The sequence below is a fragment of the Leucobacter chromiisoli genome, assembly GCF_016522505.1.
GTDB classification, from domain to species: Bacteria; Actinomycetota; Actinomycetes; order Actinomycetales; family Microbacteriaceae; genus Leucobacter; species Leucobacter chromiisoli.
In genome coordinates this window covers 1-26,178 of record NZ_JAEHOH010000027.1, presented here as the reverse complement: position 1 = coordinate 26,178, position 26,178 = coordinate 1, and the positions used below count along the sequence as shown (strand labels likewise).

Here is a 26,178-nt window from a genome sequence, read left to right as displayed (position 1 = left end):
CAGCTCGTTGCCGCTCGACGGCCTCGACCTGCGGGAGCGCACCGCGCGGGTGCACGGCAAGGGCGACAAGGAGCGCGTCGTGCCCGTCGGGCGTCCGGCAGCCACGGCCCTCGAGCGGTACCTCTCCGCGGCGCGCCCGCTGCTCGCTGCTCGCGCAGATGATCCGGGCCGAGCCGGCCCCGGCGCTCCCCCGCCCGCGTCGGAGCCGCCCACCGCCGGCTCCGACGCCTCCGTCCTCTTCCTCGGCAACCGGGGCGGTCCTCTCGGCACGCACACGGTGTACCGGCTCGTCGCGCGCGAACTGGAGGCGGAGCCGGGAGGCGGCCCGCGCGGCCCGCACACGCTCCGGCACACCGCGGCCACGCACCTCCTCGACGGCGGAGCCGACCTGCGAGTCGTCCAGGAGATGCTGGGCCACTCCAGCCTCGCGAGCACGCAGGTCTACACGCACGTCTCGACGGAACGGCTCGCCGAGAGCTACCGGCAGGCCCATCCCCGGGCTTGAGTCCGGGCAGGTCCGGCCGGAGCCCGAACGCCAGGCTCGGTGCAGATCTCCGACCCTCGCAGATGCTGGTCACCAGGGCAGGAGCATCGGGCGCCTCAGGAAGTACCTCATGGGATTCACGTACTCGCCGTCCACGCGCACGCCCAGGTGCAGGCACTCGTCCCCGCAGTGACCGCCGGCCGAGACCTCGCCCACCGGCTGCCCGCGCACGACGACGTCTCCCGCCGAGAGCTCGGTCTCCACCGGCTCCATCGAGAGCACCGTGCGGCCATCGACCCTGATCGAGATCACCCCGCGATCCGCCACGGTTCCCGAGAAGGAGACGCTGCCCGTGGCCGGGGCGGCGATGACGGCACCGGCCCGGGCCGGGAGGTCGATGCCTCGATGACCCGACCCGTAGGGGTGCGGAGGCGCGCGGAACGGCGCGGCGAGCACGAGCGGCCGGCCGAGCGGCGGCGCCCAGCGGTCTCCGTTTCCGAGCCGCTCCGCTGCGGGAGCCGGCCCGGGAACGGGAGCCGGCCCGAGAACGGGAGCGAGCCCGGGAACGGGAGCCGGCCCGAGAACGGGAACGAGCCCGGGAACAGGAGCGATCCCGGAATCAGAACCCAACCCGGGAACAAGCCCGGGAACGGCCGCCCCGACGAGGAGGACGAGGAGCAGTGCGCGGCGGGTCGACGTGAGCATGGGCCGACTCTCGCAGACCCCGCGAGCGGCCGCAGCCTGGGTTCCGCTCCTGTGGACGACGCGCCACGCTTCGGGCACGGACGCGGGGTGTGGACGAACGCGGAGGACGCGCATGGGCGCACCAAGGACGCGCAGCGTCCGACTGCGTCCGTGGTGCCGCCACCGCGGCAGCCCAGCGAGCGAAGCGGCGGGTGAGCGTTCGGAGCCTCAGCCACCGCGGCCACCACCGCGGCCCACGGAGCGGAGCGAGGGGCGGGGCGAACGCGGGGCGAGGATCCGTCCCTACTCGTCGAGTGCGAGCTCCTGCGGCAGCTTGAACTCGTGCGCCGACAGCTCCTCGACGTTCACGTCCTTGAAGGTGAGCACGCGCACGGACTTCACGAAGCGGTCGGCGCGGTAGACGTCCCACACCCACACGTCGTTCATCGTGAGTTCGAAGTAGAAGTCGCTGCCGGCGTCCTGGCGCTTCAGATCCACCTCGTTGGCGAGGTAGAAGCGGCGTTCCGTCTCCACGACGTAGCGGAACTGGCTCACGACGTCGCGATACTCGCGGAACAGCGACAGCTCGGCTTCGCGCTCGTAATCGTCCAGGTCGTCTTCATTCATCCTCCCCATCCTACGCGCTGCGCGACGCGCGTGAACCCCCCGACGACGCTCGCGGGACGATTCGCACGAGATTCCTCGCTCCGCAGGAGGCTCCGCAAGGCGCTCAAGAAGGCGCTCGAGAAGACGCTCGTCGACACGCTCGACGACACGCTCGTCGAAGGCCCGCGGATCGCCGTCCGCCCGGCGAGTCGGGCGAGAGTCAGCGCGGATCCACCGTCAGCGGCTGGTTCTCCACGAGCCGCAGCTCGGGCCACTCGTCGCAGGCGAAGACGACGGGCGGATCGTCGGCCCACAGCGGCTCCGCCTCCGCGAAGGGCGTGCCTCGATCCCAGTCGACGTTCCCACGGCTCTCGAGCCAGTACGGCCCGCTCTCGACCCGGAGGGTGATGATCGCGCTTCCCGGCGGGGGAAGGGGTCTGCTGCTGTACCGCGGTTCCTCGGGCAGTCCCGCCGTGAGCATCAGCGAGTAGCCCCGGTCGTTCCGCAGACTGTAGCGCACCCAGTTCACCGAGCCGTCGTCGTCGGTCTCGACCTCGCGCTCCGGGATCGGCCCCCACGTCCCCCCGGCCTCCCCGTGCAGCCGCCAGCCCTCGCCCTCGACGATCGCCAGGACGCGTTCGCCGACCTCGTCGGGCGCTCCCTCCACGATGGAGTCCCACGAGACTGCCACCGTATACCCGTGCGGCTCCGGTCCCGAGTCCTCGACGCGCACGCCACCGAAGGTGCCGGTCAGCCATCCCGCCTCGTCGATCGCGCACCGCGCGGGCTGCAGCGCCTCCTGCGCGGCCTCCCAGTGCCGCTCCTGCCGTGCGGCGCCCTCCCGAGACGACAGGCCGGCGACGTCGACCTCGCGCTCGCCGGCCCAGTCGGCCTCGCCGTGCATGGCGACCCGGTCGACGCCGGCGACCACCAGCACGAGCAGGATCGGGATCGCGAAGAGGCCGATCCCGAGCAGGCCCTCGCCCGAGCGCGCCGGAGGCCCCGTTCCCGCAGCCGGAAGCGCCGCGTCGGGGTCCGCATCCCGGCCGGCCCGGGGACTCGACGCCGCCGAGCCCCCGCCCGCAGAGCGCGGGAGGACGAACGCGCCCACCGCAGCGACGATCCACGAGACGAGCACGACGATCGCCCCGAGCGTCGCGGTGATGTCCTCGACGCGCTGCGGGATCCACGGCAGCAGCTCGCGCATCGGGGAATCGTGGGATCCGCTGTCCCCCGTCGCGCGCAGCGAGGCGAAGACCGCGAGCAGCCCCCAGAAGCACCCCAGCATCGCCAGGCCCACGGAGGTCGGCATCGCACGGTATCCGCGCCGGCGCAGCACGAACCGCGGCAGCAGCGCGAGCAGGGCGCACACGGGCCACCAGAGCGGCGCCGAGAAGAGCAGGATGAGCGTCTCCCAGCCGCCCGAGGGCAGCCGCATGAGCACGAGGGCCACAGGGAGCAGCCACGCGGCCCAGGGCCAGAGGGCCCAGAGGGTCGGCGCCCAGGCGCTTCCACCGCCCGTGTCCCGGGCGTCGCCCCGCTCGTCGCGCCGCCCCTCACCCACAGGTCAATCATATGCAGTTCACGGCTGTCGCCTGCGCTCGCGACGCGCGCAGTCCCGATTGACATATTCGAACACATGTTCGAATATGTCTCCATGACCGCCTCAGCGACCGTGCGCACGCTGCAGCGGCGCATCGCCGAGATGCAGCCGCTGCAGCTCGACGACCGCGCGCTTCCCACGGCCTCGGAGCTCCGCGGCCTCCTGCCGGCGGGCGCGCTGCGCACGGGGGCGAGCTATTCCGTGCAGGGGTCGGCCCTGCTGGCGCTCTCGCTGCTCTCGGAGGCGTCGTCGTCGGGCGCCTGGTGCGGCATCGTCGGGTTCCCCGGCTTCGGAGCCGAGGCCGCGGCCGGGGTCGGCATAGCGCTCGACCGCTGCGTCCTGATCCCGGATCCGGGCCGGCACGCCCTCGCGATCGCGGGGACGCTCAGCGAGACCCTGACGGTGGTGCTGCTGCGAGCGCCGCGCACGGCGGGGCACGGCGAGATCCAGCGCGTCGCCGCCCGGCTTCGGGATCACGGCTCGGCGCTCGTGGTCATGGGCGACTGGCCGCGCCCCGAGAGCGCTCTGCGCGTCACGGGGATCCGCTGGTCGGGCCTCGGGAAGGGGCACGGCCGCCTCGAGGCGCAGGAGCTGACGGTGCAGACGCGGGATCGCCGCGGGGTGCGCCGGCACACTGTGCGCTTCGACTCGGGCAGGCTGTCCCCGTCGCCGCAGAGCGCTCCCGTCCCCTTCCTCCATCCGGTGGCGCGGGCAGCGGGATCGGGGCGGCCCCCGACCGGCTCCGGCGGATCCTCCCCGGCGAGGCGCGCGGATGTCGATACGGCTGCGGGGGCCCTCGGATGACCGGCGGAACGCAGCGGGTGCTCGTGCTCTGGATCCCGGACTGGCCGATCCACGCCCACCGCCTCGAGCAGGAGGAGCGGCGAGAGCAGCCGGAGCAGCCGGAGCGGGCCCGCCAGTCGGCGCAGCCGACGCGGCCGTCGGACGAGCACGGGGGACGGGAAGCGCCGGCCCCCGTCGCGCTCATCGCCCAGCATCGCGTCGTCGCGTGCTCCGCGCCCGCACGCGCCCGGGGAGTGCGCATCGGCATCCGCGAGCGCGAGGCCCAGCTGCGGTGCCCCGAGATCGCACTGCTCCCCCACGACCCCGAGGTCGACGAGCGGCGCTTCGCACCGGTGCTCTCCGCAGTCGAGGGCCTCGTTCCCGGCATCGACCCGATCCGCCCCGGCCTCTGCGCCATGCGGGCCCGCGGGCCGGCCCGCTACTACGGGGGCGAGCCCGCTGCAGCCGAAGCCGTTCTCGGCCTCGCGGCCGACCTCGGCTTCGCCGAGGCCAGGGCGGGCCTCGCCGACGGCCGATTCGCCGCGGAGCAGGCCGCCCGGGCGCAGTCCGCGGATCCCGGCGTGCAGGCTCCGACGGAGTCCGTGCGCATCGTGGCGAGCGAGGACACCGCGAGGTTTCTGAGCGCATTGCCGATCTCCCGGGCGGCTCCGAGGGAGCTCTGCGACGTGCTGACCGGCCTCGGCATCCACACGCTCGGAGCATTCGCCGCGATTCCGGAGGACGCCGTGCGGCAGCGGTTCGGCACGCCCGGTCTCGAGATCCACCGCACCGCCTCGGCCCGGAGCACGGCCGGCGACCCCTCCGCCGCGGTCCGGCCTCGGCCTCCCGCCAGGGAGCTCGCCGCGCACCTCTCCTTCGAGCCGCCGCTCGACGGAGCGGACCAGCTCGCGTTCGCGTGCAGCGCACTCGCCGAGCAGTTCGTGTCGGGGCTCAGGGAGGAGGCGCTCATCTGCACGGAGATCCGCATCGAGCTCACCGACGACATCGGCATCCGCCACGAGCGCAGCTGGGCGCACCCCCAGCACTTCACCGGAGCCGACGTGGTGAACCGGGTGCGCTGGCAGGCCGCGTCGCTTCCGCGGAGCGCGGAGCGCGGCGGAGCCGGCATCGCACGCGTCCTTCTGGCACCCGCCCGCACGGACCGCGCCGCCGCCCATGAGCCCGGCCTGTGGTCGTCCGATGCCGATGAGCGCGTGCACCACCACCTCAGCCGGGTGCAGAGCATGCTCGGGCACGAGGGCGTCGTCGTCGCGGAGCTGAGCGGAGGCAGGCTCGCCGCCGACCGTCAGCGATTCGTCCCGTGGGGCACCACGCCGGCGGGTGGCGCCCGGCACCGACCGCGTCGCTCGGATCGGAGCGGCCCCTGGCCGGGGCACCTCCCCGCGCCATCCCCGAGCACGGTGTTCCCCTCCCCAGTCGGCGCCGCCCTCCTGGACGGCGGCGGCGCCTCCGTGGGGATCGACGATGAGGACCGGCTGACCGCTCCTCCGGCGAGACTGAGCGTCTCCACGACGCCCGCGCTGGCGGCGGTGGTCGGATGGTCCCGCCCGTGGCCGATACGCGAACGCTGGTGGGAGGAGGAGCCGGAACGGTTCCGCCTGCAGGTGCAGCTCGAGGACGGGGATGCCTGGCTGCTGCTGCATCGAAGCGGGAGGTGGTTCGCGGAAGGCAGGTACGCGTGATCCGGGAGGAGGGCGCGAGCATCTCCTCGGGGGCCTGCTCGGCGGCATCGCCGGCGCATCTGAGAAAGGACCGGGCATGAACTGGAGCAACTCCTCGCTCCCCTGGGGAGAGTTCGAGCGCACGCTGTCGGGACGCCAGGAATCGGCGCCCGGCGCGCCCGGGGAGAGCCGAGCGCACGGACGCCGCGGGAAGGCCGAGCCGGACGCGCCTCACTCACCGGTCGATCCGACCGAACCGGACGAGCCGGCCGTCCCCTACGCCGAACTGCACGTCCACTCCCACTACAGCTTCCTCGACGGTGCCTCGTCCCCCGAGGCGCTCGTCGCCGAGGCGGCGCGGCTGCGCCTGACGGGGATCGGGATCACGGATCACGACGGCTTCTACGGCGCCGCGCGCTTCGCGGAGGCCGCCATGGCGCACCCCGAGCTGCTCACCGTGTACGGAGCCGAGCTCTCTCTGGGGCTCGACGTCCCCCAGCTCGGCGTCGCCGACCCCGCGGGCTCCCACCTGCTCGTGCTCGCCCGGGGCCCCTCCGGCTACCACCGGCTCTCCGCCACCATCACCGAGGCCCAGCTGCGGGGAGGAGAGAAGGGGCGCCCCCGCTACGACCTCGAAGAGCTCGCCGCTTCCGCGAGCGGCGAGTGGGCGATCCTCACGGGGTGCCGCAAGGGGACGGTGCGCCGGGCGCTCGACTCCGCATCCAACCGGTCCGACGGCGCGGCAGCGGCGCGGACCGAGCTCGACCGGCTGACCGCGCTGTTCGGCGCGGACCGGGTGTTCGTGGAGCTCACCGACCTCGGCCTCCCGGGCGACGACGACCGCTGCGACCGCCTCGCCGCCCTCGCCGCGGAGGCATCGCTCCCCACGCTGGCCACCGGCGCGGTGCACTACGCGAGGCGGCACGACGCTCCGCTCGCCGAGGCCGTGGCGGCGGTGCGGGCGAGGCGCGGCCTCGACGAGCTCGACCCGTTCCTCCCGGCCACGGGGGCCGCGCACCTGCGATCCGGCCGGGCCATGCAGCGCAGGTTCGATCGCCACACCGCGGCCGTCGCGCGCACCGCGGAGCTCGCACGCGAGCTCGCGTTCCCCCTGCGCTCGGCGACCCCGGGCCTGCCCGATCTCGACGTGCCCGAGGGGCACACGCAGATGAGCTGGCTGCGCCGGCTCGCCTCCGAAGGCGCCGAGCGCCGCTACGGGCCGGGGAGAACGGACGTCGTCGAACGCCTCGAGCGGGAGCTCGCGGTGATCGAGGAGAAGGACTTCCCCGGCTACTTCCTCATCGTCCACGATCTCGTACGGTACGCGAGGGATCGCGGCATCCTCTGCCAGGGTCGGGGATCCGCGGCGAACTCCGCCCTCTGCTACGTGCTCGAGATCACCGCCGTCGACGCCGTCTTCTACAACCTGCCGTTCGAACGCTTCCTCTCCAGCATGCGCGGCGAGGAGCCCGACATCGACGTCGACTTCGACTCCGCGCGCCGGGAGGAGGTCATCCAGTACGTCTACGAGCGCTACGGGCGCCGAGGCGCGGCCCAGGTCGCGAACGTCATCAGCTACCGGCCGAAGGCCGCCGTGCGGGACGCCGCCAAGGCGCTCGGCTACGGGCCCGGGCAGCAGCGGGCCTGGACCCGCGGTCTGGAGCGCCGACGGGACATCGACGAGGATGCGGAGGCCAGCGGGGGCGCGATCCCGAAACCCGTCGTGGCGCTCGCGAAGCAGCTGCTCAAGGCTCCGCGGCACCTGGGGATCCACTCGGGGGGCATGGTCCTCACCAAGCGCCCCGTGGGAGAGGTCTGCCCCATCGAGCACGCCCGAATGGAGAAGCGGACCGTGCTGCAGTGGGACAAGGACGACTGCGCCGCGATGGGGCTCGTGAAGTTCGACCTGCTCGGGCTCGGGATGCTGAGCGCGCTCCGCTACACGATGGATCTCGTGCGGGGCGCGACGGGCGAGGAGTGGAGTCTCGATACCCTCCCCAAGGAGGAGCCCGCCGTCTACGACATGCTCTGCCGGGCCGACGCCGTCGGCGTGTTCCAGCTCGAGAGCCGGGCGCAGCTGAACACCCTGCCGAGGTTGCGGCCCCGCCGCTTCTACGACCTGGTGATCGAGATCGCGCTGATCCGCCCGGGTCCCATGCAGGGCGGCGCCGTGCACCCCTACCTGCGGCGCCGGAACGGCGAGGAGGTCATCACCTACCCGCACCCGCTGCTCGAACCCGTGCTGGAGCGCACCCTCGGGGTACCGCTCTTCCAGGAGCAGCTGATGCAGATGGCCACCGCCATCGGGGACTGCAGCTCCGAGGACGCCGACCTGCTGCGGCGGTCCATGGGCTCGAAGCGCGGCGAGGAGCGGATCGACGGTCTCAAGGAGAAGCTCTTCGCCGGGATGAAGCGGAACGGTCTCGAGGGGGCGGATGCCCAGCGCATCTACGCGCAGATCGAGGCGTTCGCCAATTTCGGCTTCGCCGAGAGCCACTCGATCAGCTTCGCCCTGCTGGTCTACGCGAGCTCCTGGCTGAAGCTCCACTACCCCGCCGCGTTCCTGGCCGGGCTGCTGCAGGCGCAGCCCATGGGGTTCTACTCGCCCAGCTCGCTGACGCAGGATGCGCGCCGGCACGGCGTCGAGGTGCGACCGCCGGACGTGCAGCGCTCCGAGGCCCAGGCGACGCTCGAGGCGCTCCGCCCCGCCGGGCACGGCCGGTTCGGCGCAGAACCCACGGGGCTGGACTCCTGCACGAGCGCGGAGCAGCCCGGGCCGGGCCCCTTCGATCCGAGCGCCCCCGACGACGGCGGAAGGCACCGCCGGGACGGGGCCTTCGCCGTGCGGCTCGGGCTCGCGGCGGTGCGCGGAATCGACGCCGAGACCGCCGAGAGGGTCGTCCGGGCCCGCCGGGCGGGGCCGTTCGCGGATCTCGCCGACCTGGCGCGCCGCGCCGATCTGGACCGCTCGCGACTCGAGGCGCTCGCCGCCGCGGGCGCCTGCGCGGGGCTCGGGCTCGGCAGGCGCGAGGCGCTCTGGGCGGCGGAGCGGGCCGCCGACAACCGCGAACGGTTCCTGCCGGGGATCGCCGTGCACGTGCAACCCCCGCTGCTGCCGCTCCTGAGCCCGGCCGAGCAGACGGAGCTCGATCTGTGGACCACCGGCGTGACCTCGGGGATCCACCCCCTCGCGCTGCTGCGCGACGGGCTCGACTCCCGCGGGACCGTCAGGTCCGACGGGGTGGCGCGCGTGGGCGCGGGCCGCATCGTGGAGGTCGCGGGCCTCGTCACCCACCGCCAGCGCCCCCAGACCGCTGGCGGAATCACCTTCGTCACCCTCGAGGACGAGGCCGGCAGCGTCAATGTCGTCACGTGGGCCAAGGTGTGGGAGCGCTACCGCCATGTCGCGCGATCGTCCCCCGCGCTCATCGTGCGCGGCACGCTGGAGCGGTCGCCCGAGGGTGTGGTCAACGTGATCGCGAGCCACTTCGAACCGCTCCACTCCCCCGCCGGGGTCTCCTCGCGCGACTTCCGCTGAGCCGGCCCGGGTGCCTCGCACCGGGCCCGCGCCGCTATGCTGGCGACGTGTCCACCTCCACAGCGCTCCTCACCGACCACTACGAGCTGACCATGGTCGACGCCGCCCTCTCAGCGGGAACCGCCGACCGCGACAGCGTCTTCGAGCTGTTCGCCAGGCGCCTCTCCGGAGCGCGTCGCTACGGCGTGGTCGCGGGCACCGGGCGACTGCTCGACGCCGTGTCCAGGTTCCGCTTCGCCGACGAGGAGCTCGACTGGCTGCGGGAGCGGGGCTTCCTGCGCGCCGAGACGCTCGACTGGCTCGCCGACTTCCGCTTCCGCGGCGACATCTGGGGGTATCCGGAGGGCGAGGTCTTCTTCCCCGGCTCACCGCTCGTCACCGTCGAGTCGAGCTTCGCCGAGGGGGTGCTGCTCGAGACGGTGGCGCTCAGCATCCTGAACGCGGACTCCGCGGTGGCGACGGCCGCCTCGCGGATGTCGCACGCCGCGAACGGCAAGCCCCTCGCCGAGATGGGCTCCCGCCGCACCGGGGAGTACAGCGCCGTCGCCGCCGCCCGGGCGGCCTACATCGCCGGGTTCAGCGCGACGTCGAACCTCGAGGCGGGCCGCAGCTGGGGCATCCCCACCATGGGCACGGCCGCGCACAGCTTCACGCTGCTCCACGACAGCGAGCGCGACGCCTTCGAGGCGCAGGTCGCGGCACTCGGTCCCAGCACGACGCTGCTGGTCGACACCTACGACATCGAGCAGGGCGTGCGCACGGCGGTCGAGGTCGCGGGCCGGGAGCTCGGCGCCGTGCGCATCGACTCGGGGGATCTGCCCATCGTGGTCGCCCAGGTGCGCAGGCTGCTCGACGATCTCGGCGCGACCAGCACGAAGATCACCGTGACCAACGACCTCGACGAGTACACGGTCGCGGCGCTCGCCGCCGCGCCCGTCGACAGCTTCGGCGTGGGCACCTCCGTCGTCGTCGGATCCGGAACCCCCACGATGGGCATGGTCTACAAGCTCGTCGCCCGCACCGACGACGCGGGCAACTGGGTGTCGGTCGCGAAGAAGTCCGCCGACAAGGTCTCCGTCGGGGGGCGCAAGAGCGTGCGCCGGCTCTACGACCGCAGGGGCGTCGCCACCGCCGAGGCGATCTTCCTGGGCGACGGCCCCGGCGGGGCGCCCGAGGGCGAGGAGCTCGGGGCGAGCGCCCGCGACGTGCTCGTCCCGCTCGTGCGCGCGGGCGAGGTGCAGCCCGGTCACACCGGCTCCGAGGGCATCGCCGCCGCCCGCGAGCGGCACCGGCTGCGCGTCGCGGAGCTCCCCCACGTCGCGATGAGTCTCACCCGCGGCGACCCCGCGATTCCCACCGAGTACCGGTGACCGGCTCGCGGGGTGCGGTGGTCGCTCCCGCCCGGGATCCCCGGGGCGGTGGTGCCGCAGCCGGGCACCCGGGCGGGCGCCGCGGGCGGCGCTACTTCTTCATGCGCTCGTAGACCTTCTTGCACTCGGGGCAGACCGGGAACTTCTCGGGGTCCCTCGAGGGGGTCCACTTCTTCCCGCACAGTGCGCGCACGGGCTTGCCCGTGACCGCCGACTCCAGGATCTTGTCCTTGGGGACGTAGTGCGAGAAGCGCTCGTGGTCGCCGTCCTCGATCTGCGCATCCTCGAGGAGCTTCTCGAGTTCGCGATCGAGCACGTCGGTGCCGCCCGCCGGGCCGGAATCCTTATCGCGTGAGAACAGTCCCATACCGCGATTCTACGCCTTCCGGCGCCGACCCGACACCCGCCGCCGCGTGCCGCCGGCGCCGAGGTCTGTCCAGCACCGCACTCGAGCCGGCGTCGCCGCCGCGCGCCCGGATCAGTCGAAGACCTGCGTCACCGCGATGAGCTCGGGCGAGCTGCGGTCGAAGACGCGGCCCCCGATCAGCACGCCGGCCGCGAGCACGATCGCGCCGTAGCCCGCGCCGAAGAGGAGCGCCCAGATGTTCGGCGCGAACTCGATGTCGAGGATCGCCCAGGCCGCGAACCACACGGGCGGCACCGAGAGCGCCAGCGCCAGCAGCATCGAGAGGGTCTGGGCGAGGCCCGATCCGGATCCCGACCACTGGGGCTGCACGAAGGGACTGTCCCCCGGCCGCGTGGCCGGATACGGCATGAGCACCGAGAAGAGGCTCGACACGCCCGCCGAGACCAGCAGGATCGAGAGGTTCATGCCGATCACCGCGGGAAGCACGCGCCAGTCGCCGAGCACCGTGACGGTGAGGCTCGATCCGACGAGGACCAGCGGCAGGCCGACGAGCATGACCGGCGCGAGGCGGCCCCAGCGGTCCTCGCGGCCTCGGATCCCGCTCGCGACGTGCTCCCAGATGGCGGTGGAGTCCATCGCGATGTCGTTGTGCAGGGACCACCCGAGGAGCAGCAGGATCACGGGCAGCGGGATCAGCGTGAGCATCGGCAGATCCGCACCCGCCACCCAGAACGCGATGAGCATCACGATCGGCGCGAAGGGGATCGCGACGAGCGCGACGCGGTAGCGCGGATCGCGGGCCCAGTAGGTCAGCGCTCTGGCCGCGATCACCGGCGCCGGGCGAGCGGGGAACCGCTCGAACCACCCCAGGCCGCGACGGGCGATCGCGGGGTCGGAGGGGCGGTCGACCCGCTCGTTGGACGCCCGCACGAGCGGGAACCACACGGCGAGGAGCACGAGCAGCGCCGCGGCCGCCACGCCGAGGCGGAGCAGCGCCGCGGAGGTGTCGCCCGAGGCGGCGAGCGCGAGCCCGGCGAAGGGGGCGCCGAAGGGGGTCCATCCCATGACCGCCGCGGCCTCGACGGCGGAGCTCTCCGAGGGGCCGAAGGTGGTCGCCACGGCGAACACCGCGACCGGCAGGAACGCGACGAGCAGCAGCACGCCGACCGCGCGCATCACGCCGGCGTGATCGGGCCCGATGACGAGCTGCGAGGCGGCGGATGCCACCCGCGTGAACGCGATCGCCAGCAGCGCCCCCAGCAGGAGCGCGGCGACGGCGAGGATCGGGGTTCCCCGCCACTCGGGGCGGAAGACCAGCAGCCCCGCGAACCAGGCGAGCAGCAGCAGGAAGGGCCAGCTGAGCACCGTGGTGAGGAACAGCGCCCAGGCGACGGCGGCCGGCTTGACCGGGAGCGCGGCGAACTGACGGGGTTCGAGAAGCCTGCGGTTCTCGAAGACGGGCACGATGAGCGCGGCACCGAGGACGATCGTGCCGGCGAGCACGTCGATCGTCGCGCGGTACCCCTCATCGACGACGAGGCGGGCCGGGAGTGCGGCGAGCCCGACCGCCGCGGCGAACAGCAGCACCAGGACGAGCGCGGCTCTCAGGCCGTGGGCGAATGATCCGCGGAACGTCGCCGCGAGCAGGGTCAGTCGGAGTCTGCAGAGCCGTGCAACCACTCCAGTCCCTTCTTCGCGTCTCCGGCACCCGTCAGGTGGGCGAAGCGCTCCTCCAGGCTCATGCCGTCGCGCACCGCGTCGACCGTGCCCTGGGCGATCACGCTGCCGTCGATGATGACGGACACGTGGTCGCAGACGCGCTGGATGAGGTCGAGGCTGTGACTCGACATGATGACGCTGCCGCCGCCCGCCACGAACTTCTCGAGGATCTCGGTCACGTTCGACGCGGAGACCGGGTCGATCGCCTCGAACGGCTCGTCGAGCACGAGCACCTCGGGCGCGTGGATCATCGAGCAGGCGAGCGCGATCTTCTTCTGCATGCCCGCCGAGTAGTCGGAGACGAGGCGGCCGAGCGCCGACTCGAGGCTGAACGCCTCGGCGAGCTCGGCGACGCGCTGCGCCACGGACGCCTCCTCGACCCCGTGCAGCACGCCCGAGTAGTAGAGGAGCTGGGCCCCCGTGAGCCGGTCGAAGAGGCGCAGACGATCGGGCAGCGTTCCGATGAGGCGCTTCGCGGCCGGGCCGTCGGACCAGACGTCCACGTCGTGCACCGTCACCCGGCCCGAGGTCGGGCGGTTCAGGCCGCTGATCATGGAGAGCGTGGTGGTCTTGCCCGCGCCGTTCGGGCCGACGATGCCCGTGAAGGATCCCGCGTGCACCGCGAGGGAGACCTCGTTCGCGGCGACGACGGGGCCGTAGCTCTTCGTCAGCGCCTCGGTGCGCAGCACCACGGGGTTCTGCTCGGCGATCCTGCCGCGCTCGCGCGCGCGCACCACGGAGGGGACGGGCACCTGGATGCGGCCGGTTCGGGGAGCGGTCTGCTCGGGCTGCGGATCGGCCTCGCGGCCCTCCGCGACCTCGGACGCCGTCGCGGCCTCGGACGCGCGCGCCTGGGTGCGGCTGGGGCGCACCCGGGGAGCCCCCGCCTGCGACCCCTGCGGGGGCGGAGCGGTCGCCGCCGCTCCTGCGTCCTCGCCCTCAGCACGCACTTCCGTCACCTCATCAGCCCCGTTCTCTGCCGCACGCGCCGCCGGAGTCCCCTCGCCGTCGCCCGTCTGAGCCTCAGGAGCGGTCTCGGATTCCTGGACCGGCGAAGCGGACGTTTCTCTGGGCGGCACCCACCCAACTTACCAAACCCTGGAGGCTCCGAGCTGTACATGTCCGGGCCCCGGCCGGGCAGGGGGCAGAATAGCTGTGTGACCTTCTCCGCCGAACGACGAACCCGCCGCAGCATCGCGTGGTCATCGCTGCGACTCCTGACGCTGCGGGATCTCAAGGTGCGGTACGCCACCTCGCTGCTCGGCTACCTGTGGTCGATCCTCGACCCGCTGCTCATGAGCCTGATCTACTGGTTCGTGTTCACCCAGGTGTTCGACCGCAGCGTCGGAGAGTCTCCGTACATCGTGTTCCTGCTCACGGCCATGCTGCCGTGGGTGTGGTTCAACGGCGCGGTCTCGGACTCCACGCGCGCGTTCCTCCGCGACGTGAAGCTCGTCCGCTCGATCGCGCTTCCGCGCTGGATCTGGGTGGGCCGGATCGTCTGCTCCAAGGGCATCGAGTTCCTGCTGAGCCTCCCGGTCCTGGCGCTGTTCGCCGTGTTCTCCGGAGCGTCCGTCGGCTGGGGCCTGCTCCTGTTCCCCGTCGCCACCGTGCTGCTCGCCGCGCTCGTCCTCGGCATCGGCCTGCTCGTCGCGCCCCTCGTGGTGTTCTTCCGGGATCTCGAGCGCGCCGCGAAGCTGATCCTGCGCGTGCTGTTCTACGCCTCGCCCGTGATCTACGGCGCCGGGGATCTGCCCGAGTTCGCCCGCCCCCTCGCCTGGATCAACCCCCTCTCGGGGATCTTCGCGCTCTTCCGCGCGGGATTCTTCCCCGATCAGCTCGACTGGGGGCTCGTCGGAGCATCGGCTGGCATCACCGCCGTGATCCTCGTGTGCGGGATCCTCGTCTTCCGCCGCGCCATCGGCGGCGTCCTGAAGGAGCTCTAACGTGACGCAGCAGAACGCGACCGGAGTGTCCGCACCCGCGGGTGCCCCCATCATCGTGGCCAGCGGTCTGGGCGTGCGCTTCCGCCGCAACCGGGGGTCGCGGCGGAGCTTCAAGGATCTGTTCGCGGGTCGCTCCAGGAGATCCCTCCCCGGCGAGTTCTGGGCGCTGCGGAACATCTCGTTCAGCGTCGACCCCGGCGAGGCCATCGGCGTCGTCGGCCGCAACGGCCAGGGCAAGTCGACGCTGTTGAAGCTCGTGGCGGGCGTGCTGCTGCCCGACGAGGGCGAGGTCGCCGTGCACGGCGGCGTCGCCCCGCTGATCGAGATCACGGGCGGCTTCGTGGGGGATCTGACGGTGCGCGACAACGTCAACCTGACAGCCGGACTGCACGGCCTCGACAAGAAGGAGATCGCGCGGCGCTTCGACTCGATCATCGACTTCGCCGGCGCGGACGACGTGCTCGACACCCCGTACAAGCACCTCTCGAGCGGCATGAAGGTGCGCGTCGCCTTCGCGGTGATCTCGCAGCTCGACGAGCCGGTGCTGCTGGTCGACGAGGTGCTCGCGGTCGGCGACAAGGCGTTCCGCAACAAGTGCTACCGCCGCATCGAGGAGCTGCTGGCCGAGGGCAAGACGCTCTTCCTCGTCTCCCACAACGAGCGCGACCTCAAGCGGTTCTGCGCGCGCGGGCTCTACCTCGACCGCGGCGAGCTCAAGCTCGACGGGCCCATCGACGACGTGATCGCGCGCTACAACGAGGATCACCCGGCGTAGCCGGCGGCTGCGCTCCGCGCCTCAGCGGGCGGCCTCCTCGCCCGGCGCAGCCTCCCGATGCGCATCGGCCCTCGCCAGCAGCGTCTCGATCGCCGCGTGGAAGCGCCGCGTCGGCGCTCCCGGCGCCGTGTCGCCGAAGTAGTGCCTCGACCACGTGCCGAGCCGCTCGCGCGCCGCGTCGTCGTCGATCACCCGGTCCAGCACCGCGTCGACCCCGGCCGCGTCGTCGGCGTCGAGCCACTCGCAGACGCTCAGGTATCCGCCCTCGTCGACCTCGGCCTCGGGTGCGACCGGCCGTGTCACCATGAGCGGCTTGCCGGTCGCGAGCCGGTCGTAGACCATCGCCGAGATGTCGCAGATCGCCACATCGGGCCGGCTGAGCTGCCACCCGAGCGCTGGCGACTCGTCGTAGACGTGGTGCGCTGCCGGATCGGCCCTGTTCGCCTCACCCAGCATCTCGATGATCCGCCGGTTCGCCTCGCCGAAGGCGGCGTCCACCACGCCGCTGCGCGGATGCGGCCGGTAGACGACGCGGTGTCGGCCCGTCTCGAGGAGGCGGCGCACGAGCGTCTCGCCGTGGCTCGCGACGGAGCCGTAGCAGGCGGCGGGGCGATCGCCCTCCCACGTCGGCGAGTAGAGCACGACCGTGCGGTCGTCCTCGGGGAACGGCGGCTCGCCCGTGAAGTAGTCGGCCTGCGGCCGGCCGATCGAGAGGGTGCTGGCGTCGACGTCGTAGTCCCACAGGGCCTTCGACAGCCGCGCGCGGGCGGCGTCACCCGCGACGAACGCGTAGTCGTAGGCCTTGTGCTGGTTGCTCGTCATGTACATCTTGTCGCTCTCGCCGTGGTTGACGAAGACGTGCCAGCGCTGGCCGTAGCGCATCATCTGGAAGTTGCGCGTGTTCTGGTTGACGTAGAGGATCACCTCGAGCGGCTGCTCCTCGATGACGCGCTCGATGTCGGTGACCCGCTGCACGAACTCGACGTCCAGGCCGCTCTCGTCCATGAGGGCGCGGGCGCCGGAGGCGTTGCGGGCCAGCACGAGCACCGGCCACCGCTTCGAGAGATCCCGCAGCGGCTCGTACCACTGCCGCATCTGGTACAGGTTGACGTCGCTGTCCGCGAAGTAGACGCCGACCCGGTAGCGCCCGGGCGTCAGCGGCTGCCGCCATTCCATTCTCGAGCGCACGTCGAAGAAGGCCCGGCGCCCCTTGAGCACCCGCCTCGCCAGACGGACCGCACGCTTCGCATCCTTTGCCAATTGCACCCGTTCAGAATATCCCGGCCGAAGATGGGAAGATCATTGGATGATCGACCTTCCGCCGCTGCCCGAACTCCCCGCGGTCTCCTACGTGATGCCGGTGCTCAACGAGGAGGACTACCTCGAGGCCGCGGTGCGGACGATCCTGGACCAGGATTACGCGGGAGAGAAGGAGATCGTGCTGGCGCTCGGCCCCTCGCGCGACCGCAGCGACGAGATCGCCGCGCGCCTCGCCGGGGAGGATCCGCGCGTGCGCCTCGTCGAGAACCCCGAGCGCGACATCCCCGCGGGCCTCAACCGCGCCATCGCCGCGAGCCGGCACCCGGTCATCGTGCGCGTCGACGCGCACTCCGAGCTCACCCCCGACTACACCCGGCTCGGCATCCGCTCCCTGCGCGACCGCGGGGCCGTCAACGTGGGCGGCATCATGCGGGCCGCCGGCAGCACCCCCGTGCAGCGGGCGATCGCCCGGGCCTACAACAGCCCGTTCGGCCTCGGCGGCGGCGCCTACCACGGGGACGGCACTCCCGGCCCCGCGGAATCGGCCTATCTCGGCATCTTCCGCCGCGAGGCGGTCGAGGCGGCGGGCGGCTACGATCCCACGATCCTGCGCGGCGAGGACTGGGAGCTGAACCTCCGCATCCGCAGGGGCGGCGGCCTGATCTGGTTCGATCCCGAGCTGCGGGTGACCTACCGGCCGCGGGCGAGCATCGGCGACCTCGCCCGGCAGTTCTTCGCGACGGGCACGTGGCGCGCCGTGCTGGTGCGGCGCTACCGGGGCGCGAACCCCTGGCGCTTCTTCATGCCGGGCGGTCTCGTCGCCGCGCTCGCCGCGAGCCTCGTGCTCGCGATGCTGCAGTTCCTGGGCGTCGCGCCGTGGGCGTCGTGGTGGTCGCTGCTGCACCTCTCCCCCGCGGCGTACGCGCTCGCCATCGCGTTCGCCGTGACGACCCTGCCGGATCAGCGCGGCCTGCGCGACCGGATCCTGAGCGCGATCGCGCTGGTCACGATGCACCTGAGCTGGGGCACGGGGTTCCTGAAGGGCATCGTGCGCGGCGGGGGCCGCACCGTGGACCGCTCGCGCGCGTAGCGCTCAGGCCGGCAGGATCCGCCGCTCGACGAGGGCGTCGACGACGCGCTCCGCGGCGTGCCCGTCGTCGTGGGGGGCGAAGCGCTCGCGCCACGCGGCGGCCGCCGGCCCCGAGTCCCGCACCCAGGCGGCCCCGGCCCCCTCCTCGGCGAGCGCCCGGGCGCAGGCGACGACCTCTTCCCGGCGCGTGAGCAGCGGGCCCGGGGCCTCGCGCTCGAAGTCGAAGGTGAAGCCCCGCTCCCGATCGCGATAGGCGGGCAGATCCGGCACGAAGAAGGCCTGCGGTACGCGGGCCACCGCCGCGTCGAACATGATCGAGGAGTAGTCGGTCACGAGCAGGTCGGCCGCGAGGATCACATCGTTCACGTCGGGGTGCCGCGAGGCGTCGATCACCCGCGGAGCCGCCGCGCCGTACCTGCCGAAGGAGAGGGTGCGCGAGTGCCCCCGCGCGACCACCGTCCACTGCTCGCCCAGCTCCTCCGCGAGCGCCCGCACGTCGAGCTCGTCCACGAGCGTGACGCCCCCGTCGCGCCAGGTCGGGGCGTACACGAGGACGCGCGCGTCGGAGGGGACGCCGAGCGCCGCGCGGGCGGTCCGCGCCTCGACGGGGTTCAGCTCGTCGCCGAGCGTGGCCCGCGCGAGCCGATCGTCGCGTGGGTATCCGGTCTCCAGGATCTCGCCGCGGTAGGCGTAGCTGCTGCGGAACTGCGCCGTGGAGTGCGGGTTCTGCGAGAGCAGCAGGCTCCAGCGCCGGCTCTCGCGCCTGATCGCGATCCGGGTGCGCAGCCCCACCCCGGGGCGGCCGAGTGCGAGGTGCTTCAGCATCGTGCCGTGCCAGGTCTGCAGCACGGTCTGGCCCCGCCGGCGGCGGAACCCGTAGCGCAGCCAGTCGTTCACCACGAGCAACGAGGCGCCGCGCCGCACGGCGAACCACTCGCGGCCGCCGACGAGCAGCGGGGTGGCGCCCTCGGGGACCTCCTGGCGCTCGCTCGTGACGCTCCAGAAGCGCGGCGCGCCGGGGAAGCGGCGCGCGATCTCGCGGTCGAGCGCGAGCGGATTGCAGGCGACCTGCCTCCCGTAGAAGCTCTCGAAGAAGACGGCCCCCTCGGGGACGAGCTGCTTCTCGGGCGTGCGGAGGCGTCGGATCTCCTCGAGCACCCGACCGGCGGCGCCTCCCTCGGGATGGGCGTGGAAGCGCTGCGCGAGCGCCCTCGTCCTCGCCTCGGCGCTCCTCCTCGCGACGCCGTCGCCGAGCAGCTCGCGCACCCGGCCGAGCACGCCCGCCCAGTCGCGCTCGACCCGCCCCGCGCTCGTCACCTCGAGCGGCTCATAGAGGCCCCGGCTCTCGGCGTAGCGCTCGAGGTCGGGCGCGAACCACACGATCGGGCGCCCGGTCAGCGAGAAGTCGATCGCGACGGAGGAGTAGTCGGTGATCACGGTGTCGAAGGCGCCGAGCAGCGGCGTGATGTCGCGCAGCCGGTCTGAGCCGAGGGCGTGGATCCGCCCCCCGAGCACATGGTCGTAGGCGCCCGCGCCGAGCGGGTGCGAGCGGATGACGAGGTGGGCCCCGAGCGTCTCGAGCGTCTCGCGGATCGCCGCCGCCTCCGCCTCGCTCGGGATGGCGGGGTCCTCCGCCCCGTCGCGCCAGGTCGGCGCGTAGAGGAGGATGGGGCCGCCGAGCGGGGTCTCCCCCGCAGCCGCGTCGGCGGCTTCTTCGGCCTCGGTGTCCGCGTCGGTGCGCGCCTCGGCCGAGGCGCCGGCGTGCGCGCCCGTCAGGATCGAGCGGACCGTCTCGCGCGCCCGCTCCGACGCCGCCTCGTCGCGCGCCTGTTCGGAGAGCTCGTCGTCGCGGGGGTCTCCCAGCACGCGCACCCGTCCGGGTGCGACGCGGAACGCGGACCGCAGCCGGTCGGCGGCGAGCGCCGAGCCGGCGACGAACAGGTCCACCTGCCTCGAGCCCGCGAGGTACATGCGCCGCAGCAGCGCCCGCACCGGCGCCGGTCCGCGCACGGCCGTCGTGACCTGCGAGTCGAGATGCAGGCGCTTCAGCGGGGCGCCGTGCCAGAGCTGCACGACCAGCGCCCCGGAGAGCCCGAAGCGGTTGGCGTCGCCGAGGCCGTGGGTGACGACGACCTGGCCGGCGCGCAGGGTCGCCCAGTATCCCCGACGTCCCCGACGCGGCAGCGCGTCGAAGCCTTCGGCCCGTGCTCGATCCGCCTCGGCCTCATCCGCCACGAGCCAGGTGATGCGGGCCTCGGGCTGCTCGGCGCGGAGCCTCCTGGCGAGCGCGAGCGCACCCTCGCCGACGCCGATGCCGCTGCCGAACACCCAGCGGTCCCGGATTCGCGGAATGAACCATGCGAGCGGGATCGAGAGGAGGTATTTGGGAAGGGCGAGCAGCTTCGCCAGGTTGCCGCTCGCGAACTGGAATCCGCCGGTGCTCACCTGTTCCACTGTAGGGCACCCGGAGGAGGGCCGCCGACGGGTCCGAGCGGACGCGGCGAGCCCCCGTGCGCGGGCAGGGCCTGCGCACAGGGGCTCGGATCGACTACCACTCGAGGGTGCCGAGGGTGGCCGTCGTCTCGGCCGCCTCGCCGCCTCTCGTGTAGCTGATCGTGACCTCGCTGCCGCCGGCGTGGGTGCGGATCAGGGCGGACACCGAGGTGCCGTCGGCCGCGGGCACCCCGTCGACGGCCGTGATGACGTCGCCGGCGCGGAGCCCCGCCTCGTCAGCCGCGCCGCCGCGGCTGACGTCGACGATCAGGCCGCCGGCGTGGTTGGCGTCCTCGTCCGTGTCCTCGCTCGAGTCCTTGACGCTCGCGCCGAGCAGGCCGTGCGAGGGCTGCTCGCCCTCGATGATCGAGTCGGCGACCCGGGTGGCGAGGTTCGCGGGGATCGCGAACCCGAGCCCGACGCTGCCGGCGGTCGCGGCGTCGCCGCCCGTCGAGGCGATCGCGACATTGATGCCGATGAGGCGCCCTTCCCCGTCGAGCAGCGCCCCGCCGGAGTTGCCGGGGTTGATGGAGGCGTCGGTCTGGATGACCGGGAGGGTGACCGAACCGCCGCTCGTGCTCTGCTGTTCGGGCGGGGTCTGCTGCTCGCGGTCGGGATTGTCGAAGCGGAAGTCCCAGGGCAGACCGTTCCCGTTGTCGTCGGGTTGCGACTCGTCGGGGCTCTGCGGCTCCTCGGGGATCAGCGGGCTGCCCACGGAGATGCCCCGGTTGAGGGCGCTGACGACGCCGCTGGTGACCGTGTTCGCCAGGTTCAGCGGGGCGCCGATGGCGACCGTGAGATCGCCGACGTTGAGCTCGTCCGAGTCGGCGACCTCGATCGCGGGCAGATCGTCCGCCTCCACCTTGACGACGGCGACGTCGGCGTAGGGGTCTGTGCCGACGAGGGTGCCGTCCATCACACGGCCGTCGCTCAGCTTCACTCGGATCGTGGGGTCGGATCCGGCCGCGCCGTCCAGGGTGACGACGTGCGCGTTCGTGAGGATGTACCCGTCCTCGCGATAGATCACTCCCGATCCCGAGCCGGCCGCCGAGGCGCCCGAGACGTCGAGCGTCACCACGCTCGGCATCGCGACGGCCGCCACTCCGGTGATGGCCGTGGCCGTCTCGGGGTTGTTCAGCGTGACCGCTCCGCTCTGCGCTCCGCTCACCGAGCTCTGCTGGGGGATGACGTTGGAGGAGACGACCGCCGCGACTCCGCCGCCGACGAGTCCTCCGACGAGGGCGCCGATCGCGAGCCCGGCGACGAGCGTGCCGCCCCGGCTCTTCGGGTGCGCCGTCCCGGCATGGTCGTCCGCGGCGAAGGCGCTTCCCCGAGTCCCCGGGTCGTACGACGACGGCTGGGAGGCGTCCGGTTGTCCGGCGGCGTACCCGGGGACCGCGTACGCCGGCTCCGGCTGCGGGGCCGGGGCCCCGGGGGCGGCCGGCTGCGATTCCGCCGCCCTCGCGGGGGCCGCGCCGTAGGGGGGCGGCGCGTAGCTCCCACCCGGCTGGGGCCGCCCGTCCGAGGCCGGCGGCAGCGGCGCCGTCGCACCGGTCGGCGCGGGATGCCCGTCGAAGGACGGCGACGGTCCGTGCTGCTGCGACGCCTCGTGGTGCTGCGACGCCGATTCCGCCGCTCGCGAGGCTGCGGAATCCTGCGGGGCGCCCTCGGCCCCGGGGGCCGTCCGGTCGGGTTCAGGAGTGTGGCTCATGGGTATCCCTTTCTCGTGCCTCCAGCTTGGCGAGCATTCCTATGAAAACCATTTGCGCGAACTGCATAGGCTCTGCACGTCCGGCCCCTCTTCGCCCCGCCGGCCCCGACGGCGGGCCCGGCCGCGCCCGACGACCACGGCGCCCGCACCCAGCAGCAACAGCGCGGAGGCGGCCGCCCAGGCCGCGACGGGCGTCTCGTCCCCGGTCTCGGCGAGGGCGGTCTTCCCGGGCCCGGGCGTCCCCGACTCGCCGGGCGTCTGCGACCCGGGCTCGGAGATCACCGTCCGCTCGTTCTCCAGCCCGCACGCGCCGCGGTGGAGCTCGGCGGCCTCCCCCGTCGCCGGGTGCGGCATCGTCAGGTCCTCGACCCAGTAGCCCGTCCCGGCGCTGCGCGCCACGATCCGAGGAGAGACGACGCGACCCGGCCCCTCGACGTCGACTCTCGCGGTCCGAGCGACCGGCTGCACGAGACAGCGCTCCTCCTCGGAGAGGGCCTGCAGCTCCTCCTCGGTCCACCGCACCACCGAGCCGTCCTCGTCCCGCACGGGCCGCCACTGCTCGGTGTACTTCGGCTGCCCCGGCTCGGCCTCCAGGTAGAAGTCGAATCCGACCGTCGCGCCCTTCGGCACCGCGCCCGCGACGATCGCGGTATCGGAGATCGTCTCGCCGACGGTCGCGGTCGGCTGCGCCTCGGTGCGGACCTCGGGCAGCACGATCCTCGCCGTCTCCTCGGGGATCCCGTAGTCGTCGCACCACTCCTCGAAGCGGCCCCGCGCGGCCGGATCCTGGTCCTCCTCCACGAGGCAGGTGCGCACGCTCACCCATCCGCGGGTCTCGAAGGCCAACCGGATGGGCTCGACGTCGACCTCCCGGCCGGGCTCCGCGACCGTCGCGAACGCCGAGGCCACCTCTCGCGCGCTCTCCGGCGGCGCGCTCTGCCGCTCGGGCTCGGCGTCGGACTGGTAGACCGTGAGTCGAAGCCTCGCGGGGATGCGGTCGCCGTTCTCATCGCGCAGCCAGGCGCCGTGGCGCAGCTCCGGCGTCACCCGATCGCGCAGCTCCAGATGGTCCGGAGTCAGCTCGTCCTCGACGAGGCGCGTGCTCCAGCGCAGGGCGGTCGGCACGATCTGCCCCTCCTCGCCCAGACCGAACGCGTCGCTGAACCGGTAGCCCTCGGGGAGCAGGTCCGCGTCCCGGATCTCGGCGGACTGATCCTGCTGCCTGATCGTCCACACCCAGGAGTAGTACCCGGACTCGGCGGGGCGCGCGTCGGCCCTCACCCGGTACTCACCCGGGCCGCGATCCGCGACCACCCGCGCGCGACCGGCCACGGGAGCCCCCGCGGGAGGCTCGGCGGCGGGGGTCGGAGGGTGCGTGAAGGGCCCGTACACGACACCCTCGGCGACCACCGGAGCGTGCTCCGCTCCGCCCTCCGCCGCGGAGCGCGACGTCCACGGCTCCGAGCCCTCCGCCACCGAGAAGGTGACCGTGTCGGAGAACCGCCCGGAGTCCCGCTCGACGAAGCCGTCGTCGACGCGCGTCGAGAGCACCGGGCTGAACTGGGCGTCGTAGTCCGCACGCACGGGGTCGAAGTCTCCACTGCGGGTCTCGGAGATCGGCCCGATGCCCGAGGCGAGCCCCTGCTGGGTCGGGATCACCGCCGGGTGCATCACCACTCGATCCGGCCACCCCTGCACCCGGACGCTCCACTCCCCTCCGATCTCGATCTCGTGCCGGCGCTTCCATCCGTCGGGGTGCAGCTCGGCGCTCCAGCCCGCGGTTCCCGCACGGCCGTCGCCGATGGTCAACGTGCGCTCTCCGTTCTCGAAGACGCCGCCCGAGATCCGGAGCTCGGTCGTGCCCGCGGGGTACGAGACGGCGCCCCGGGACGACTGCGCGGCGTCACGGGTCACGACCAGGGGCGCCGGCGCCGTGTCGGGCGCCGGAAGCGCCCTCGCCCGGGCCTCGTCAGTCATCTGCGCGGCCCGCACCACGTACAGCTCGCCGCCGTGGGCGCGCACCCAGTTCAGGTGGTGATCGAGCCAGGCGGCGAGGCCGGGATCGCCGCGCAGCATCCAGATCGCGAGCTGCACGGACGCCGCCGTGTCGAGATCGGTGGTGTTGCCGTAGGTGGAGAGCACGTAGTTGATGTGCCGCAGCGCCTCGCCGGAGGCGGGCCCGCTCGTCACGGCGGCGCTCCAGCCCGTGGCGTCGGCCTGCTGCCCCGTGTACCCCGGGAGCTCGCTCACCTCTACCGGACCCCGCTGCGCCCCCGAGGGCTCGCTGGTCCCCGGTTCGATGCAGTAGACGAAATCTCCCCCGGCGAGGCGGAACGAGCCGGTCGGCCAGCCGCCGAACCACACGAAGTTGCCGTGCTCGGCGGCCGTGGAACTCGGCGGTGCGGGGTGCAGCGCCGTCGTCGCGGATCCCAGGAACAGCGCCGCGAGCAGCAGCCCGGTCAGATGCAGACGTGCCCGGCGTCGGTTCGATACAGCAGTCATCAGTCACTCCCTACGCGGCAGCGCTTCCGCCGCAGGCCCATGCTCGAGGAGACGGGAGCCACGGCGGGCGCGCTGTCCACAGGCCGCGACACGCCCGTAGGGCACGTCTGACACCCACGATTCGCGTGCGGAGAGAACCCGTGCTACAGTTAATTCTTGTGCCGCGGGGTGGAGCAGTTCGGTAGCTCGCCGGGCTCATAACCCGGAGGTCGTGGGTTCAAATCCCGCCCCCGCAACCATGAGGAAGGCCCTCGATCAGGAAACCTGATCGAGGGCCTTCCGCTTTCTCGACGATCCGCCCAGGCTACGCGCCGGCCCCTGGGCTGGATCTCGGTCTCCTCTCGACGGGTGCTCCCGGCAGGACAGGTGCTAGAGGCATCCCGACCAGTCGTTCTTGCCCTGTGCGCTGACACCACCTGTGGACGGAGCACCCGCTGGGTTGAGGAAGGAGCGCGGGTTCTGCGCTGGCGATCTGCGGGTATCAGCGCGGAGTCATGCTCGCGCTCGAGGCCGAGCTCGAGCAGGCCGCCTGGAAGCAGGATCGCTCAGGATGCCGCGAGGCCTCCGGACCTGACCGCTGCAAACGGGGAAGGCGGCGGGACGAACCGCGGCTTATGACCTGGGCGGCGCTTCTCATATCGCACCTGACCCACCACCCCCTGGAACATGAACGCCTGCTGGTACAGGTGACGCGCATACCAGATCTTCCCCTGCTCGTCGGGGAACGCGACGACCGAGAGCCGTAGGGCCCCGATCCGATGGGCCGCACCCGGATCCCAATCCTCTGTGACCGTGCCCGCGGCCAGCGAGATCCCGGAGTGGGGCGGCCGCGGCATCTGGCGATGTCTGGACGGCCAGACGAGAAAGAACACGCTCGCCGCGAGCACCAGCAGCGCCAGGATGATCTGGGCGATGGTGACGAGGAGGTCGGATCCGAACATGAACGCCGATGCCCCGATGCCGATCGACGCGCCGGAGCCGAGCATGGCGACTTGGAAGCGCGAGTAGTGCGCGATGCTTCCTCGGGTCCGAGACCGTCCGAGGGCTGACCTGATCAGCAGTTGCCCCAGCCCGACGGACACCGCCCCGATCATCGCGGCGAGCAGGATGAACAGCGCCGGTTGTCCCTCCGGTTCCGCGGGATCGGAGAGCAGCAGCAGGAGCGGGACGATGAGCCAGCCTGCGAAGAGTGTGCCGGCTTGGGTCATGCCGGCCAGAACGCTGGCGATCTTGCGGCCGGCCCCGATGCTCAGCGGCTCGAGCGACACGGCCCCTCCCTCCGACTCGACGACAGGACCCTGCAATTCTCGCAGAGTGATCCCGGAGGTCGTGAGTTCACGTCCCGCCCCACCCATGAGGAAGGCCCTCGATCAGGAAACCTGCTCGAGGGCCTTCCGCTTTCGACGGAGCGGCTCGACCGTCTGCGCGGCCCGCTAGATGTACCGGGTCAGGGCGTTGGTCGCAGTCGGCTGATCGGGGGCTTTCCTCCGAGGGCTGAGTGGTGTCGTCCAGTGTTGTAGTGCTCGAGCCAGGGGTCAAGGGCTGCGGTGCGCTCGTCGTTTGAG

Annotated in this window: 20 protein-coding genes and 1 tRNA gene; 9 read left to right on the top strand and 12 right to left on the bottom strand. The window is 72.7% G+C overall.

Annotation, left to right across the window (positions count from 1 at the left end; all coding sequences use genetic code 11):
* Positions 1-505, top strand: a 505-nt coding sequence (locus JD276_RS15195) for a tyrosine-type recombinase/integrase (protein ID WP_200116510.1), incomplete at its 5' end; no start/stop codon positions are given.
* Positions 506-574: 69 nt separating this feature from the next.
* On the opposite strand, the gene JD276_RS15190 is transcribed toward JD276_RS15195, so the two are convergent.
* The 3 genes from JD276_RS15190 to JD276_RS15180 form a co-directional block, all read right to left on the bottom strand.
* A complete protein-coding gene (locus JD276_RS15190) occupies positions 575-1,189 on the bottom strand; it encodes a murein hydrolase activator EnvC family protein (protein ID WP_200116509.1) in 615 nt (204 codons plus the stop codon).
* A 282-nt stretch (positions 1,190-1,471) separates the two neighbouring features.
* Complete coding sequence (locus JD276_RS15185; protein WP_200116508.1) at positions 1,472-1,795, bottom strand: DUF2469 domain-containing protein; 324 nt, start codon at positions 1,793-1,795, stop codon at positions 1,472-1,474.
* Positions 1,796-1,994: 199 nt separating this feature from the next.
* Entirely contained in the window at positions 1,995-3,338 is a 1,344-nt protein-coding gene (locus tag JD276_RS15180; RefSeq protein WP_200116507.1) for a hypothetical protein, read from the bottom strand.
* 93 nt (positions 3,339-3,431) lie between these two features.
* Here JD276_RS15180 and imuA' point away from each other — a divergent pair, with 93 nt between their 5' ends.
* The 4 genes from imuA' to JD276_RS15160 all read left to right on the top strand — a co-directional run bounded on the left by imuA' (position 3,432) and on the right by JD276_RS15160 (position 10,750).
* A complete protein-coding gene (imuA', locus tag JD276_RS15175) occupies positions 3,432-4,181 on the top strand; it encodes a DnaE2-dependent mutagenesis accessory factor ImuA' (protein WP_200116506.1) in 750 nt (249 codons plus the stop codon).
* Positions 4,178-5,863, top strand: coding sequence for a DNA polymerase Y family protein (locus tag JD276_RS15170; protein ID WP_200116505.1), 1,686 nt, complete (start codon positions 4,178-4,180; stop codon positions 5,861-5,863). The genes imuA' and JD276_RS15170 overlap by 4 nt, the downstream gene beginning before the upstream one ends.
* Positions 5,864-5,939: 76 nt before the next feature.
* Positions 5,940-9,380, top strand: coding sequence for an error-prone DNA polymerase (locus JD276_RS15165; RefSeq protein WP_200116504.1), 3,441 nt, complete (start codon positions 5,940-5,942; stop codon positions 9,378-9,380).
* Between the two features lie 47 nt (positions 9,381-9,427).
* On the top strand, positions 9,428-10,750 hold the full coding sequence (locus tag JD276_RS15160) for a nicotinate phosphoribosyltransferase (protein ID WP_200116503.1): 1,323 nt from the start codon (positions 9,428-9,430) through the stop codon (positions 10,748-10,750).
* A 91-nt stretch (positions 10,751-10,841) separates the two neighbouring features.
* On the opposite strand, the gene JD276_RS15155 is transcribed toward JD276_RS15160, so the two are convergent.
* The 3 genes from JD276_RS15155 to JD276_RS15145 all read right to left on the bottom strand — a co-directional run bounded on the left by JD276_RS15155 (position 10,842) and on the right by JD276_RS15145 (position 13,795).
* On the bottom strand, positions 10,842-11,117 hold the full coding sequence (locus JD276_RS15155) for a DUF3039 domain-containing protein (RefSeq protein ID WP_200116502.1): 276 nt from the start codon (positions 11,115-11,117) through the stop codon (positions 10,842-10,844).
* Between the two features lie 111 nt (positions 11,118-11,228).
* Positions 11,229-12,797: a hypothetical protein gene (locus tag JD276_RS15150; RefSeq protein WP_200116501.1), complete on the bottom strand. Its 1,569-nt coding sequence runs from the start codon at positions 12,795-12,797 to the stop codon at positions 11,229-11,231.
* Positions 12,767-13,795, bottom strand: a complete 1,029-nt coding sequence (locus JD276_RS15145) for an ABC transporter ATP-binding protein (RefSeq protein WP_307866606.1) — start codon at positions 13,793-13,795, stop codon at positions 12,767-12,769. Before JD276_RS15145 ends, JD276_RS15150 begins: the two co-directional genes overlap by 31 nt.
* Positions 13,796-13,993: 198 nt before the next feature.
* Between JD276_RS15145 and JD276_RS15140 the strand changes: the two genes are divergently transcribed.
* Both JD276_RS15140 and JD276_RS15135 read left to right on the top strand, forming a co-directional pair.
* Positions 13,994-14,782 (top strand): ABC transporter permease, encoded by a 789-nt coding sequence (locus JD276_RS15140; protein WP_307866605.1) that lies wholly within the window; start codon positions 13,994-13,996, stop codon positions 14,780-14,782.
* A gap of 25 nt (positions 14,783-14,807) precedes the next feature.
* Positions 14,808-15,557: an ABC transporter ATP-binding protein gene (locus tag JD276_RS15135; protein WP_200116511.1), complete on the top strand. Its 750-nt coding sequence runs from the start codon at positions 14,808-14,810 to the stop codon at positions 15,555-15,557.
* A gap of 21 nt (positions 15,558-15,578) precedes the next feature.
* Here the strand turns inward: JD276_RS15135 and JD276_RS15130 are convergent, their stop codons facing one another.
* On the bottom strand, positions 15,579-16,823 hold the full coding sequence (locus tag JD276_RS15130) for a CDP-glycerol glycerophosphotransferase family protein (protein WP_200116499.1): 1,245 nt from the start codon (positions 16,821-16,823) through the stop codon (positions 15,579-15,581).
* Between the two features lie 40 nt (positions 16,824-16,863).
* On the opposite strand from JD276_RS15130, the gene JD276_RS15125 reads away from it, so the two are divergent.
* Complete coding sequence (locus tag JD276_RS15125; RefSeq protein WP_200116498.1) at positions 16,864-17,907, top strand: glycosyltransferase family 2 protein; 1,044 nt, start codon at positions 16,864-16,866, stop codon at positions 17,905-17,907.
* 3 nt (positions 17,908-17,910) lie between these two features.
* Here the strand turns inward: JD276_RS15125 and JD276_RS15120 are convergent, their stop codons facing one another.
* From JD276_RS15120 to JD276_RS15110, 3 genes are all read right to left on the bottom strand, one after another.
* A complete protein-coding gene (locus JD276_RS15120; RefSeq protein WP_200116497.1) occupies positions 17,911-20,352 on the bottom strand; it encodes a CDP-glycerol glycerophosphotransferase family protein in 2,442 nt (813 codons plus the stop codon).
* A 103-nt stretch (positions 20,353-20,455) separates the two neighbouring features.
* Positions 20,456-22,111, bottom strand: a complete 1,656-nt coding sequence (locus JD276_RS15115) for a S1C family serine protease (protein ID WP_200116496.1) — start codon at positions 22,109-22,111, stop codon at positions 20,456-20,458.
* A 39-nt stretch (positions 22,112-22,150) separates the two neighbouring features.
* The gene (locus JD276_RS15110; RefSeq protein ID WP_200116495.1) at positions 22,151-24,613 is read right to left on the bottom strand and encodes a thioester domain-containing protein; all 2,463 of its coding nucleotides are present in this window, start codon (positions 24,611-24,613) and stop codon (positions 22,151-22,153) included.
* A 162-nt stretch (positions 24,614-24,775) separates the two neighbouring features.
* On the opposite strand from JD276_RS15110, the gene JD276_RS15105 reads away from it, so the two are divergent.
* Positions 24,776-24,852: transfer RNA gene (locus JD276_RS15105), tRNA-Met, on the top strand.
* Between the two features lie 306 nt (positions 24,853-25,158).
* On the opposite strand, the gene JD276_RS15100 is transcribed toward JD276_RS15105, so the two are convergent.
* Positions 25,159-25,881, bottom strand: a complete 723-nt coding sequence (locus JD276_RS15100) for a hypothetical protein (RefSeq protein ID WP_200116494.1) — start codon at positions 25,879-25,881, stop codon at positions 25,159-25,161.
* Positions 25,882-26,060: 179 nt separating this feature from the next.
* Positions 26,061-26,178 (bottom strand): integrase core domain-containing protein (locus tag JD276_RS15095; RefSeq protein ID WP_200114248.1); only part of this gene is annotated, 118 nt, incomplete at its 5' end.